The sequence below is a fragment of the Rhodococcus sp. Z13 genome (assembly GCF_025837095.1).
GTDB lineage: Bacteria > Actinomycetota > Actinomycetes > Mycobacteriales > Mycobacteriaceae > Rhodococcus > Rhodococcus sacchari.
In genome coordinates this window covers 1,157,764-1,170,345 of the sequence record NZ_CP107551.1, presented here as the reverse complement: position 1 = coordinate 1,170,345, position 12,582 = coordinate 1,157,764, and the positions used below count along the sequence as shown (strand labels likewise).

Annotated in this window: 13 protein-coding genes and 1 pseudogene; 6 read left to right on the top strand and 8 right to left on the bottom strand. The window is 71.0% G+C overall.

From position 1 onward, the window contains the following. Window positions 1–43: 43 nt before the first annotated feature. Window positions 44–1,282 (bottom strand): alpha/beta fold hydrolase, encoded by a 1,239-nt coding sequence (locus OED52_RS05425; protein ID WP_264153655.1) that lies wholly within the window; start codon window positions 1,280–1,282, stop codon window positions 44–46. 272 nt (window positions 1,283–1,554) lie between these two features. Here OED52_RS05425 and OED52_RS05420 point away from each other — a divergent pair, with 272 nt between their 5' ends. After that, window positions 1,555–2,079, top strand: a complete 525-nt coding sequence (locus OED52_RS05420; RefSeq protein ID WP_264153654.1) for a CarD family transcriptional regulator — start codon at window positions 1,555–1,557, stop codon at window positions 2,077–2,079. 109 nt (window positions 2,080–2,188) lie between these two features. Here the strand turns inward: OED52_RS05420 and OED52_RS05415 are convergent, their stop codons facing one another. Next, window positions 2,189–3,883, bottom strand: coding sequence for a cation:proton antiporter (locus OED52_RS05415; RefSeq protein WP_264153653.1), 1,695 nt, complete (start codon window positions 3,881–3,883; stop codon window positions 2,189–2,191). A gap of 188 nt (window positions 3,884–4,071) precedes the next feature. Between OED52_RS05415 and OED52_RS05410 the strand changes: the two genes are divergently transcribed. Continuing rightward, window positions 4,072–5,307 carry an aldehyde dehydrogenase family protein gene (locus tag OED52_RS05410; RefSeq protein ID WP_264153652.1) on the top strand — a complete coding sequence of 412 codons (1,236 nt, stop codon included), beginning with the start codon at window positions 4,072–4,074 and terminating at the stop codon, window positions 5,305–5,307. Window positions 5,308–5,317: 10 nt separating this feature from the next. Here the strand turns inward: OED52_RS05410 and OED52_RS05405 are convergent, their stop codons facing one another. Genes OED52_RS05405 through OED52_RS05395 form a run of 3 tightly spaced genes read right to left on the bottom strand, consistent with a single transcriptional unit; the run spans window position 5,318 to window position 7,380 of the window. Further along, window positions 5,318–5,527 carry a helix-hairpin-helix domain-containing protein gene (locus tag OED52_RS05405; RefSeq protein WP_264153651.1) on the bottom strand — a complete coding sequence of 70 codons (210 nt, stop codon included), beginning with the start codon at window positions 5,525–5,527 and terminating at the stop codon, window positions 5,318–5,320. 24 nt (window positions 5,528–5,551) lie between these two features. Then, entirely contained in the window at window positions 5,552–6,487 is a 936-nt protein-coding gene (locus OED52_RS05400) for an NAD(P)/FAD-dependent oxidoreductase (RefSeq protein WP_264153650.1), read from the bottom strand. Beyond that, entirely contained in the window at window positions 6,484–7,380 is an 897-nt protein-coding gene (locus OED52_RS05395; protein ID WP_264153649.1) for a class I SAM-dependent methyltransferase, read from the bottom strand. The genes OED52_RS05400 and OED52_RS05395 overlap by 4 nt, the downstream gene beginning before the upstream one ends. A gap of 25 nt (window positions 7,381–7,405) precedes the next feature. Here OED52_RS05395 and OED52_RS05390 point away from each other — a divergent pair, with 25 nt between their 5' ends. Continuing rightward, window positions 7,406–7,990, top strand: a complete 585-nt coding sequence (locus OED52_RS05390) for a helix-turn-helix domain-containing protein (protein ID WP_264153648.1) — start codon at window positions 7,406–7,408, stop codon at window positions 7,988–7,990. A 106-nt stretch (window positions 7,991–8,096) separates the two neighbouring features. On the opposite strand, the gene OED52_RS05385 is transcribed toward OED52_RS05390, so the two are convergent. Then, on the bottom strand, window positions 8,097–9,143 hold the full coding sequence (locus OED52_RS05385; RefSeq protein WP_264153647.1) for an ABC transporter permease: 1,047 nt from the start codon (window positions 9,141–9,143) through the stop codon (window positions 8,097–8,099). Between the two features lie 123 nt (window positions 9,144–9,266). Here OED52_RS05385 and OED52_RS05380 point away from each other — a divergent pair, with 123 nt between their 5' ends. Beyond that, on the top strand, window positions 9,267–9,821 hold the full coding sequence (locus OED52_RS05380; RefSeq protein ID WP_264153646.1) for a TetR/AcrR family transcriptional regulator: 555 nt from the start codon (window positions 9,267–9,269) through the stop codon (window positions 9,819–9,821). A gap of 9 nt (window positions 9,822–9,830) precedes the next feature. Here the strand turns inward: OED52_RS05380 and OED52_RS05375 are convergent. Then, window positions 9,831–10,088 (bottom strand): annotated as a pseudogene (locus tag OED52_RS05375) (type I methionyl aminopeptidase); the annotation flags it as partial. Between OED52_RS05375 and OED52_RS05370 the strand changes: the two are divergent. Both OED52_RS05370 and OED52_RS05365 read left to right on the top strand, forming a co-directional pair. Next, window positions 10,075–10,332: a helix-turn-helix domain-containing protein gene (locus OED52_RS05370; RefSeq protein WP_413247719.1), complete on the top strand. Its 258-nt coding sequence runs from the start codon at window positions 10,075–10,077 to the stop codon at window positions 10,330–10,332. The pseudogene OED52_RS05375 and the gene OED52_RS05370 sit on opposite strands and share 14 nt — an antisense overlap. 78 nt (window positions 10,333–10,410) lie before the next feature. Then, complete coding sequence (locus tag OED52_RS05365; RefSeq protein WP_264153645.1) at window positions 10,411–11,301, top strand: hypothetical protein; 891 nt, start codon at window positions 10,411–10,413, stop codon at window positions 11,299–11,301. On the opposite strand, the gene OED52_RS05360 is transcribed toward OED52_RS05365, so the two are convergent. Further along, a complete protein-coding gene (locus OED52_RS05360; RefSeq protein ID WP_264153644.1) occupies window positions 11,298–12,569 on the bottom strand; it encodes an MFS transporter in 1,272 nt (423 codons plus the stop codon). The two genes, OED52_RS05365 and OED52_RS05360, sit on opposite strands and share 4 nt — an antisense overlap. Between the last annotated feature and the right edge of the window lie 13 nt (window positions 12,570–12,582).

Sequence of the window (12,582 nt, the reverse complement as noted above, 5' to 3'; positions counted from 1 at the left end):
GCCGAGCATCATCGCGGTCACCGCCCGCCGAGCACCACCGCGGTCACCGCCCGCCGAGCACCACCGCGGTCGCGACGAGCCGGCCGAGCACGTTCGGCCCGCCCTTCCTCGGCAGGCGAGACAGCACCGGGACCATCGCCCCGAGGCTGCCGTGGGCACCGTCGGTCATCGCCGCCGCGACCCGCACGGCCACGTACTGATGCGTGTCGAGAGCGCTGTGCCCCATTCCGGCGACGGGCACGACGGTCGCGGTGGGTACCGTCGCGGCGATGCGGTCGGCGATCGGCGGCGGGGTCCGCAGGTCCCGCTCCCCCGACAGGACCGCGATCGGCCAGGTGAATTCCCGTACCCGACGCGGGAAGTCGAAGGGCTCACCGGAGAACTCCGGATGGGGACCGGTTTTCGCGAAGAGCACCTGCGGGTCGAGGGGTTCACCGTCCGGTGGCAACCCGAAACCGAGTTCGCGGTACATGATGTCCTCGACGAGGTCGGCTTCGAAACAGTAGGGCACGTACGGGTTCTCGGCCTCCGCCCTCGCGAGGCGGCACACCGCCGCCCAGGTCCGCCGGAGCCGCCCCCGCAACCGGGCCTCGAGCAGGTCGCGCAGCACGTCCGGTCCGGCGAACTCGTAGACGATCTGGACGATGTCGGTCACCTCGTCGCCGGGCAGATCGCTCGCCAATGCACGCCGGACGACCTCGGACAGCCCGCGGTCCGCTCGGGTGTCGTTGCCGAGGAACAGTTTCCGTCGATAGTCACGCACCGTGGCGAGATCCTGTTCGACGCTCCACATCGGGGAGTCCAGCACCATCGAAGCGACCCGATCGGGATGCCGCACCCCGAAACCCTGTGCGAGACAACTTCCGTACGACGATCCGTAGATCACCGCCTGCGAGACCCCCGCGTGGTCGAGTGCCGCGGCGATGTCGTCGACGGCCTCGACGACGGTCACCGCCGCCCTCGGCAGGTCGACACCTCGTTCGTCGCGCCGCGACAGTCCGATCCCGCGGTGCTCGACCATGAGCACGTCGAGTCCCTCGCGTGCGGCGAGGGCACGCAGCGACCGGTAGGGCACCGCCGACGCCAGACCCGGACCGCCGGGGATCATCACCACCGGCGTCCGTCCGCGCGGCCCGGTGCGCAGATAGGTGAGCGGGAACGCCGTCGCCGAACCGCCCTTCGGCAGGCGCGCGACCCGGTGTCCCTCCCGCCGGGCGATGCGCTCCGCGGTGTGGCGGATGCGTTTCTCCCGGCGGGACCGATCGTGTTCTCGATCACCCATGGATCCATTCGAGCACGAGATCCCCTGGGGCACCGCGAATCGCGGACACGGCCTTGCGGGTGAGCGAATCCACACCTGCGAAAACGCCCGTGAACTGGGATGATGGAAAGAGCCGGCTCACGGGCTCCGGTGGATTCATCCGTATGAGTGCACCGTCCCGCGTCCACACCGTTCCCGCTTCCGGAATCGGTGCGCGGTCGCTTCGACCCCGGGTTCGTCCCGCGGGCCCGAACGACCGAGCACGGCGTACGCGCGAACAAGAAGGTCATCACATGCAGTTCTCGACCGGTCAGATCGTCGTCCATCCACATCACGGACCCGCCACGGTCGCCGCGATCACCACCAGGACGATCAAACAGCAACCGGTGTCGTATCTGCAGTTGAAGGTCCACAGCTCCGACCTGACGGTCGCTCTCCCGCTGGACAAGGCCGAGGAGATCGGCCTGCGCGACGTCTACAGCTCCGACGAGCTGAAGAAGTTGTTCGAGATCCTCCACACCCCAACCGATCACGAGGAGGAGACGTGGTCGCGGCGGTTCAAGGAGAACCAGGACAGGCTGCGGTCGGGTGATCTCCACGTCACCGCCGCCGTCGTCCGCGATCTCACCCGCCGCGAACACCGCAAGGGTCTGTCGATGGGTGAGCGGACGATGCTCAAGGCCGCCCGCACCACCGTCCTCACCGAACTGTGCCTGGGCCTGTCGCTGCCGGAGGAGCAGGCGGAGCAGATGCTCGACTCGGCGATCATGTCCTCCGAACCGACCGCGTCGGAACGCGAGGTCGTCGCCCTGGGCTGACCGCCGGGACCGACCGGCCCCGATACCACCGCGCGCCGTGTGGACGTTCGCACCCCTTCCGGGTGCGGGTGAACGTCCGCACGGCGCGCGTCGTCGGTGCTGCTCGCTGTCAGTAGTGTTCGCTCAGGGCCTGCAGTCGTGTCTCCTCGAGGTCCAGACGACGCTGCGCGGCCCCGAGGGTCTGGGAACTGTAGGTGCCGCGGGAGCGGGCGTCCAGGAGCGCCTCGCGTTCGGCGGCGATGGTGAGCAGACGCAACTCGATGTACTGCTCGCGCCACTCGTCGTGTTCCGGATCGGGCGACATCGCGTCGCGCACCTTCTTCACCCCGATCAGGCTGTCCGACCGCACCCGATCCACCACCTCGGGCCGGACGTCCCCGGCGGCGGAGCCGAGGGCCTTCTCACCGGACTCGGCCAGCTCCCCGAGCAGGTCGCCGTATTCGACGCGGAGCCGGTCGTGGTCGTCGCCGGGGACCTTCACCCAGCTGATCACCGTGGGCAGCGACAGGCCCTGGAGCAGGAGGGTGGTCACCGCGACCACGAACGCGATGAGCACCAGCTCCGCACGGTACGGGGTGTCCTCCGGCAGGGACTGGGCTGCGGCGAGGGTGATCGCACCGCGCATGCCCGACCACGCCAGCACCACTCCGCCCCGCCAGCCGAGGGTTTCGGTGACGAGGAAGTCCATGTCCGCGGCGGCCCGCTCGACCCGGCGTGCCTGATGACGCCGCGCCCGACTGCCCATCGCCTCGTACTGCGCGAGCTTCTCCCTGCGCCGCTGGAGTTCCGGCAGGGTCTCCGCCGCCTTCCGTTCGTCGCGCTTGAGGACGGCGACGAGCGGAACGACGAACGCCATGCGGGCCGCGATGACGAAGGCACTCGCGATCAGGCCGATCCACAGGCCCTGCCCCGCGGGGAGCCCCGATTCGTGGACCTCGTCGAGGAGATGTTCGAGGCTCAGGCCCATGATGAGGAAGATCGCGGACTCGAGGAGAAAGGCGACGGTGCGCCAGTTCAGCTCCTCGGTGATGCGGTCCTCGGCCCGCAGGTAACGGGGGCTCAGATGCCCGGTGACGACACCGGTGACCACGACGGCGAGCACCCCGGAGGCGCCGAACTCCTCGGCAGGCACGAACGCGACGAAGGGCAGCACGAACGAGACGGCGGTGTTGAGCACGGTCTCGTTGAACAGGGCCCGGATCCGGACGTTGAGGATGCCGACGACGATGCCGATGATCGTGGCGACCACCACCGAGAACAGGAAGTCTCCGGCCACGTGCCACAGCGACACGGCCCCGGCCATCGCGGCGACGGCCGAGCGCAGCAGGACCAGCGCCGACGCGTCGTTGACGAGTCCCTCGCCCTCGAGCACGGTCAGCAGCCGGGAGGGCAGGCCCAGCTTGCGGCCGACGGAGGTCGCCGCGACCGCGTCCGTCGGGCTCACGACCGCACCGAGCGCGAAGCACGCCGCCCACCCGAGATCCGGGATGAGCAGGTGGAACAGCACACCCGCGCCGGCGGTGGTCACCACGACCAGGAGGACGGCGAGTCCGCTGATGGCCTTGAAGTTCCGCCGGAAGTCCTGCGCCGGCATGGTCACGGCCGCCGAGTACAGCAGCGGCGGCAGTACGACGTCGAGGATCAGCTCCGGTTCCACGTCGACATCGGGTACGCCGGGTACGAAGCCGAGGACCACCCCGACCACCACCAGGCTCAGGGGAGCCGCCAGTCCGAGTCGTTGCGAGAACGCCGCGACGGTGACGATGCTGGCGACACCGATCACGGCTATCAGAGTCAGATCCATTCCGACGATTCTGCTCGGGCAGGGATGCTCGGCCGCGTCGGACCCCGGTCGGGTGGCGGGGCGTGTGACGCGGCGGACTTTTCTCGTTCAACGAAAACGCCCGCACGGGCGTCGAGCGTGAGCCAGCACACTCGGTGGACATCTGCGCTCGCCGGCCGAGACGGCGACGAACGTGCTGAGGAGGACCCATGTCTCTGCTCGACGAATCCCTGTGGACGGGCCGGATCCGTCTCGACGACTGGCGCCCCGGCCGCGGCGGCACCACCAAGGTCACCAACCCCTCCACCGGCGCGGCGATCGCCGAGATCGGCCTGGCCACCACCGAGGACGTCTACGACGCCGCCCGCACCGCCGCCACCGCCCAGAGGAGCTGGGCCGCGACCGCACCGTCCGAACGCGCCGAGATCCTGCGCCGCGCCGGACAGGCCTTCCGTGAGCACGCGGACGAGCTGATCGGCTGGGGCATCCACGAAGCCGGATCCATCCCCGACAAGGCCGCCATGGAGGTCTTCGGATCCGCCGGCGAATGCTTCGAGGCCGCGGCGCTGCCCACCCACCCGCACGGCGAGTACCTGCCCTCCGACCACGCCCACTGGTCCCTCGCCCGCGCCGCCACCGTCGACGCCCCCGAGGTGCGGGTCGTCTCGTTCACCGGCTCCACCGCCGCCGGACGCCACGTCGGCCGCGCCGGCGCCGAGCATCTCAAGCGCACCCATCTCGAACTCGGTGGCAACAACGCGCTGATCGTGCTGCCCGGCGCCGACGTCGACCTCGCCGCCGGGGTCGGGGCGATGGGCTCGTTCTTCCACCAGGGCCAGATCTGCATGACCACCGGCCGCCATCTCGTGCACGAATCGCTGTACGACGAGTACGTCGCCGCGCTGGCCGCGAAGGCCGACGCGCTCGTCGTCGGCGATCCCGCCGCCGGGCCGGTGCACCTCGGCCCGATCATCGACGACACGCAGCTGGCGAACATCGACCGGATCGTCCGTGACACCGTCGCCGCCGGCGGCACCCTCGCCGCGGGCGGCACCCACGAGGGCCTGTTCTACCGGCCCACCGTGCTCGGTGGCCTGACCCCGGACATGCCCGCCTGGAGCCAGGAGATCTTCGGCCCGGTCGCCCCCGTGCTGTCGTTCTCCACCGTGGACGAGGCCGTCGCGCTGACCAACGCCTCCGAGTACGGACTGTCGGTGAGCATCGTCGGTGAGGTCGGGCAGGCCATGCCGATCGCCGACCGTGTGAACACCGGCAAGGTCCACATCAACGAGATGACCGTCGCCGACGAGGCCAACGCCCCCTTCGGTGGTGTCGGCGCCTCCGGCACCGGGTCACGGTTCGGGGGCCCGGCCGCGAACATCGAGGCGTTCACCGAGACCCAGTGGGTCACCGTGCGCCCCGACATCGCGCCCTACCCCTTCTGAACCATCCGGTCTACCCGGCGAAGCCGAGTCCGCGTTCGGCGAGTGCCTCCTCCAGGATGCGCAGGGCCTTCGGACCGACACCGTGCAGCGCCGCGAGTTCCCGCCTGGTGTGGCGGGCGACGGCGTCGAGCGTCTCGATGCCTTCGGCGTGCAGCGCGCCCGTGGCGGGCCTGCCGATGGAGGTGGGCAGGTCCCCGGATGTCGGTGAGGTGGACGGCACGACCGGATCATAGAGGGGAACGGCTCAGGGGGTGGCGCGTTCCCGCACCGCGGCCTCGGCGTCCTCCGCGACGAGATCGGCGTTGACGGCTGCCCCGGCGGCCACACCCGATCCCGCCGAGGAGACGACCATCGCCGTGAGGTCGGCGGTGTTGCCGGCCGCCCACACTCCGGGCACCGCGGTCTGCCCCATCGGGCCGGTCTCGACGAACGAGCCCACGGGGGTCTCGGTGACCGTACCGCCGAGCTGCTCGTACAGCTCCGCGCGGGCCACGAATCGCGGTGCGACGACGGCGGCGTCGACCTCGATCTCGTCGCCGCCGTCGAGGACGACGGCGCGGACGGCGTCCCCCTCGGTGCGCAGGGCCGACACGATGCCGGGGACGATCCGGACGCCGCGCGCGACGAGCCGGTCGAGTTCCTCGCCCTCCGGGGCGGGCATCGTGTGGGTGAAGAGCGTGACGTCGTCGCTGAGCTGCCGGAACATCAGCGTCTGGTGCCCGCTCATCGGACTCGACCCGATCACCCCGATGCGGCGGTCGCGGACCTCCCAGCCGTGGCAGTAGGGGCAGTGCAGCACGCTCCTCCCCCACGCCTCGCGCACCCCGGGCAGGTCGGGCAGTTCGTCGGCGAGGCCGGTGGCCAGGATCAGCCGGCGGGCCCGCACCCGTCCGGTCTCGTCGAGGTCCACCTCGAATCCCGTGTCGGTACGGCGGGCCGCTACGGCGCGGTCGGTGCGGATCTCCGCGCCGTAGCCCGTCGCCTCCTTGCGGCCGAGTTCGAGCAGGGCGGTGGGGGCGATCCCGTCGTGGCCGAGGACGTTGTGGGCTCCGGCGGCGGGTGCGTTACGGGGTTCACCGGCGTCGACGACGAGCACCGAGCGGCGCGAGCGGGCCAGGGCGGTGGCGGCACTCAGACCGGCCGAGCCGCCTCCGATCACGACGACGTCGTAGCTGTTCATCGGGTCTCCTCCTCGGTGCGATCTCGGGGTGCGGGCCTGCGGGCGATCCACACCGTCCGGGTGCCGCGGAAGTGCAGGTCGTCGCGGTGCCGGAGCGCGTCGGGGCCGTCCCCGAGAAGGCGGTCGAGCGTGGCCAGGTCCTCGGTGGACAGCAGGTCGGCGAGTCCGGTGCGGGTGCGGGCCGTCACCGCCCGGGCGTAGCGGCGGACGGTGTCGTCGACCTCGACGTGCAGGTCGTCGCTGCGATGGTGCACGACCTCGAGTCCGGCGCGCCGCAGGTGGTCGCTCCAGTCGGGGAAGAAGTTCCAACCCTGTGCCGCGGAGGCCGCGTGGCAGCGCGCTTCGAGTCCGGGGGTGCCGATCCCGATGTCGTCGGGGAGGAACCGCGGCTGCGACGGCATCTCCGTGACGACGAAGAGTCCCCCGGGTTCCAGCGCGTCGGCGACCCGCCCGATCACCGCATCGGGATCGGCGACATGGTGCAGCGACAGGGCGGCCCACGCGAGGTCGAGCGAGCCGACGTCCGGCCAGGTCGTGTCCAGGTCGGCCTCGACGGTGCGGACCCGGTCGTCCACCCCGTCCCGTCGAGCGGCGGCCGTGAGGCGGGCGAGCATCGCGTCGGAGCTGTCGATCGCGACGATGCGGGCGCTGGGGAACAGCCGTGCCAGGGCGAGTGTGCCGGCGCCCGTTCCGGCGCCGAGGTCGACGATCGTGCGGGGTTCGCGGTCGGTCAGGTCGGTGACGCGGTCCAGGAGCGCCTCGACGAAGGGCCGGTGGATCGTCGCGTCCAGATCCAGGACCTCGGCGATCGAGTCGTCGTGGCCGTGACCGTGTGCGTGGCCGGGGGTGGGGTGGGGGTGGTCGTGCATGTCCTCCACCCTAGAGTCGATCATGCGCATACAGCATATCCTCCTGCCTATGGAGCAAGATTCGTCCGATCTGGACCAGCTCATCCGCCGCCGCATCCGCAGCCTCCGGGTGGCCCGGGGATGGACGCTCGACGCGCTGGCGGCCCGCTGTCACATCAGCCCGTCCAACCTCAGCCGCATCGAGACCGGGCGTCGCCGGATCGCGCTCGACCAGCTCGTTCCGATCGCCCGCGCGCTCGACACCACCATCGATCAGCTCGTGGAGTCCGGGGAGGACGAGGACGTGGTCATCAGGCCGCAGCCGTGCGAGACTCCCGGCTACACCACCTGGCTGCTGTCCCGGGAACGGGCGATGGGTGGGGTGACCGTCGCGAAGATGCGGATCACCGCGGCGGAACCGCGTCCGGTGGACGATCTGCCCGTGCACCCGGGACGCGAGTGGTTCACCGTCCTGTCCGGCACCGCGCGGCTCCAGCTGGGCGAGCGCACCCTCCTCGTGAACGAGGGCAACGCGGCGGAGTTCTCGACGATGACACCGCACGCGATCACCGCGTACGGCGGCGCGGTGGAGATCCTCACCATCCTCGACCAGAACGGCGAACGCGCACACCTGGGCGGGAGCACGTCCCACTGAGGCCGCGACTCGGCGGTGGCCGCCCCCTTCGACGACGATCGCCCGGGTCGGAGCATTCGACCCGGGCGACGGTACGCGCGTCCCCGGCGGGGGGACGAACGGTTTGTCAGTGGGTGAGGGCGGGTTCCTTCTCCGCTTCGGGAGCGGCCGCGGCGGAGCGCCGCGCGCCGAGGACGAACAGCACCACGCCGACGACGATCCAGGCCGTGAGGATCGTTGCCGCACCGGCTCCGCCGGCTCCGTCGAAGTAGGCGACGGCACGGACCAGGGTGCCGGTCGAGCCGGGCGGGAGGATCTGACCGAAGGTGCCGAGGCCGTTGGGCAGCCAGGCCGAGGTGCTCGCGATACCGGCCAGCGGGTTGCCGAGGAACATCATGACCATCGCGCCGAGCGTGAATCCCTTGGCGCCGAACATGTTCTGCAGACCGGCGAGCGGGAGCGCCATGGCCCCGATACCCAGCGCCATCGCACCGGCGACCGGCCAGAGGGCCCCCTCGATGCTGCCGAACACGAAGGTGAGGACCGACGAGACCACGATGCCGCCGAGGATCGAGAAGCCGACCAGGCTCGTGAAGTACGCGACGTTGTTGCGCTCGAACACCTTCCGGAAGGCGACGACCGGGACGATGCCGCCGAACACGAGCGGGAAGGCGAGGCCGCCGATGCCGATGCCGGTGGGGTCGTCCGCGGGCAGCGGGACGACGTCCTCGACGGTCACCTCGTCGCCCAGCGCGCGGCCGACGGCCTGGGCGGTGCCGGTGAGCGAACCGGAGATGGTGGCGGAGCCGGCGCTGGCGACCAGGGTGTTCACGGTGGAGTCGCCGACGACGAATCCACCGACGACGTCGCGGTCGACGATGGCGGCGCGCAGGTCGTCCTCCGAGTCGAAGCGCTGCGCCTCGTAGGCACCGGGCACGGCGTTGTCGAGGGCCTGCTCGAAGCCGGCGACGGCGTCGGGCGCACCGACGAGGCCCACGCGCAGGTCGTGGGGTCCGCTCTCGAGCGACGGCATGATGAAGACCATCAGCAGCAGCACCAGGATGACGCCGAGGCCGAGGCTCATCCCCACCCCCATGAGCGCGGGGTGCGGCTTGCGCCGAGCGGGTGCCGCCTCCTCGCCGGAGGCGGGCGCGTCGGTATCGATATCGCTCATCGTCTTCTTTCTTGCTCGAAGCTAACCGGATTAATTTCCTCCGTTTATATCGGATGATAATCCTCCGGTTAAGATGGTCTGTCAAATGGACCCGGTCCGTCCCGGGCCCGGAAGGAGAGCGACATGCGTGCCGATGCCGCACGGCGCCGACAGGCCATCGTCCGGGAGGCGCGGCACCTGTTCGCCGCGCACGGGAGCGACATCGCGCTCGAGAGCGTCGCCGAAGCCGCAGGGGTGGGGATCGCCACCCTCTACCGCAACTTCGATTCGCGAGCGGCCCTGGTGGACGAGGTGGTCCTGACCATCCTGCGCGACATGCAGCAGGCCGCGACCGAGGCACTCGACTCGATCGCGGCCTCCCCCGAGACCGCCTGGGCGGCGTACGTGCAGCGGCTCGTCGAACTCGACCTCGGCGCGCTCTCCGAGGCCCTGGGCGAGTTCGTCGCCGACGAGATGTCCGGTGTCGTCCGCCGGGAGCAGGAGCGGACCCTCACCGGCGTGGAGGACCTGCTCGACGCCGCGCGAACGGCGGAGCTCGTCCGGCCGGATCTGACGGCGCTGGAGTTCGTGCTGCTCATCGGCATGGTGACGCGCCCGCAGCCGGAACCGATCCGCGCGGCGGCACCCGATCTCGTACCCCGCCTGATCTCGATCGTGCTGGCGGGCATGCGCCCCTGACCGAGCCGCTCAGACCCTGGCGACGCGACCCCGGGCCGTCAGCACGAGCGGGCCGTCCTCGGTGATCGCGATGGTGTGCTCACTGTGGGCGGTGCGCGAGCCGTCGGCGGAGCGGATGGTCCAGCCGTCCGGGTCGAAGACGATCTCGTCGGTGCCCGCAGCGAACCACGGTTCCAGTGCGAGCGTGAGCCCCGGCCGCAACACGAGACCGCGGCCGGCGCGGCCCCGGTTCGGTACGTGCGGGTCCTCGTGCATGGTGCGTCTCCCCCTCACCCCCGAAAAACGCGCTGCCGGCAAACGCCTCGGCGAGCGCCTGCGGCACGCCCGCGGAGGCCGCATCCTCGCCGACGTCGCGCAGGAGGCGGGGATGACCCTCCGCAAGATCGAGACCGGCCGCCTGGCCACCCCGGCTTTCACCACGATCGCCGCACTGGCCCGCGTCCTGCCGGTCTCGCTCGACGAACTGGCCGCACTCTGCCTCCCCGACACCGACCTGCGGCAGACCGGCTGACCTTCCCGCGGGGTAACGACACGTCCCGGTGGGCGATATGTCCGATCGACACCAGCGTGCGATCGAAGGAACCTCCGGATGTCGATTCCGCCCCCGCCCGACGGGTACGACCCCACCCAGCCGACCTGGTCGGCCGCCCCACCACCCCGGCGCCCCAAGTGGCCCTGGGCGGTCGCCGGTGCGGCACTCGTCGCGATCGTGGCGGCGGTCGCCGCCCTCGTGGTGGTACTGACCCGCTCGTCCGACACGGACCGGAACGACACCGTCGCGGCGAGCCCGTCGGTCTCGACCGTCACCGTCACGGCCGCGCCGACCTCCGAACCCGAGTCGACGCAGGCCCCGGCCCCCGCACGAGAGACGAAACCCGCCGCGCCGGCCCCCGGGCTTCCCACCCACGGGATCCTGAAGGTCGGCGTCGACATCGCACCCGGCGAGTACGCCGTCCGGCCGACCGACCCGCTCGGCGGCTACTGGGAACGCCTGGCCTGCCTCACCGGCGACTACACCTGCCTGACGGCCAACGACTACGTGCAGGGCAACAGCTACGTCGCGGTCCTGCCCGGCGACGTCGCGCTGCGGATCGAGGACCTCGAACTGACCCCCACCGGCGGGTCCGTCCCGGTGCCACAACCGTCGCGGACGGCGCCGTCGTTCGGCAGCACCGACGGGCAGGGGTTCGTCGGCGTGCCCGACGCCCGGTGCAACCACACCAATCCCGCCGTGGCGGTCGGGCAGACCACCGAGTCGCTGGTCGTGGTGTGCCGGACGGGTGTGGGCCGCTACTACTACAAGGGCGTGCGGCTGAGCGACGGCGCCGCGATCGAGATCGACGACCCCGTGGAGACCGTCGACGGTTTCGTCGCGACGAACAACGGTGTGAAGTACCGGATCTCACCGATCTCCCTCACCATCACCGAGGGGTCCACCCTGCTCGCCGAGGAACCGATGCTGCAGTACTGGCTCCCCTAGGACGCAGCGAGCCGCCCCGAGGGGGTGGTCCGCCACACCCGGTGGACACCCACCGGGCCCTGGCCCCGGTCCATCGCCAGGAGCAGCACGGCGCACCCGATCCCGGACAGCACAAAGCTCGTGCCGAACAGGACCGGATAACCGAAGGCGTCACCGACCACGCCCGCCGCAACCCCCGCGATGCCCTGCACGACGACGACCGCACACGCGAGCAGGGTGTAGTCGCTGCCGGCGTGGTCGCGGTCGGAGGCGTCCATCATCAGGGTGAACACCGCGACCGTCGCCGCACCCCCGAGGACGTGCTCGGCGAGGCTCGCGGAGACGATGGTGCCGAACCCGCCGTAGCCGAGCGCCGCGACGACGTACAGGACGATGCTCGCCGTCTGGGTGACACCGCCGATCAGCAGGGCCGTGCGGCGTCCCCAGTGGAAGCACAGCCAGCCGCCGAGCGCCGCGCCCGCGAGCGCACCCACCGACGACAGGACCCCCTTGACGAGGGCGATCTGCCCCAGGGTCAGGCCGGCGTCGGACATGAACGGCCCGACCATCGCCGAACCCATCGAGTCGCCGAACTTGAACCCGCCGATGAGCAGGATGAACGCGATCATCCCGGGTCGGCGCAGACGCGCCCACCACTCGACGCTCAGCTTCGCGCCGCGGGCCGGTGCGGGCTGCGACGTGCCGCGGGTCGCGGTCTGCCGCAACGTCCACACCGGGATCGTGGTCAGCAGCAGCAGGACCGCCATCGCGAGGAACAGGCTGCGCCAGCCGGCGAGGGAGAACAACCACAGCAGCGCTCCCCCGCCGACGATCATCCCGATGCGGTACGCGCCCACCTGGATTCCGTTGCCCAGGCCGCGTTGCTGCGGCCCGAGCAGCTGCACCGCGAGACCGTCGGTGGCGACGTCCTGGGTCGCCGAGATCGCGTTGACCACGGCGATACCCACCAGCAGCAGCGTCAGTCCCGTCGACAGGTCCAGGCACGCCAGGACCAGGGCGACGGCCGACGCGGCGAGCTGGAGCGTGAGCAGCCACTGCCTCCGGGTGCCGTAGCGGTCCACGTACGGCGCCCAGAGGAACTTCAGGGCCCACGGGGCGAACAGGATTCCCGTCGCGCTGATCGCCGTCAGCGACAGCCCCTCCTCCCGCAGCACCACCGGCAGGGCCTGGGTGAAGAACCCGTAGGGCAGACCCTGCGCGAAGTACAACGCCGCCAGCAGGATCAGGACGCCGGACGGGATCGCGCCCGCGCGGACCGGTGAACTCATGCGGACATCCTGG

What these genes read in the sequence shown, in the direction of transcription:
- OED52_RS05400 (WP_264153650.1), bottom strand. Translation starts at nt 6,487, where the DNA reads ATGAACAGCTACGACGTCGTCGTGATCGGAGGCGGCTCGGCCGGTCTG.
- OED52_RS05360 (WP_264153644.1), bottom strand. Translation starts at nt 12,569, where the DNA reads ATGAGTTCACCGGTCCGCGCGGGCGCGATCCCGTCCGGCGTCCTGATC.
- OED52_RS05365 (WP_264153645.1), top strand. Translation starts at nt 10,411, where the DNA reads ATGTCGATTCCGCCCCCGCCCGACGGGTACGACCCCACCCAGCCGACC.
- OED52_RS05425 (WP_264153655.1), bottom strand. Translation starts at nt 1,282, where the DNA reads ATGGGTGATCGAGAACACGATCGGTCCCGCCGGGAGAAACGCATCCGC.
- OED52_RS05420 (WP_264153654.1), top strand. Translation starts at nt 1,555, where the DNA reads ATGCAGTTCTCGACCGGTCAGATCGTCGTCCATCCACATCACGGACCC.
- OED52_RS05410 (WP_264153652.1), top strand. Translation starts at nt 4,072, where the DNA reads ATGTCTCTGCTCGACGAATCCCTGTGGACGGGCCGGATCCGTCTCGAC.
- OED52_RS05370 (WP_413247719.1), top strand. Translation starts at nt 10,075, where the DNA reads ATGGTGCGTCTCCCCCTCACCCCCGAAAAACGCGCTGCCGGCAAACGC.
- OED52_RS05395 (WP_264153649.1), bottom strand. Translation starts at nt 7,380, where the DNA reads ATGATCGACTCTAGGGTGGAGGACATGCACGACCACCCCCACCCCACC.
- OED52_RS05385 (WP_264153647.1), bottom strand. Translation starts at nt 9,143, where the DNA reads ATGAGCGATATCGATACCGACGCGCCCGCCTCCGGCGAGGAGGCGGCA.
- OED52_RS05415 (WP_264153653.1), bottom strand. Translation starts at nt 3,883, where the DNA reads ATGGATCTGACTCTGATAGCCGTGATCGGTGTCGCCAGCATCGTCACC.
- OED52_RS05390 (WP_264153648.1), top strand. Translation starts at nt 7,406, where the DNA reads ATGGAGCAAGATTCGTCCGATCTGGACCAGCTCATCCGCCGCCGCATC.
- OED52_RS05380 (WP_264153646.1), top strand. Translation starts at nt 9,267, where the DNA reads ATGCGTGCCGATGCCGCACGGCGCCGACAGGCCATCGTCCGGGAGGCG.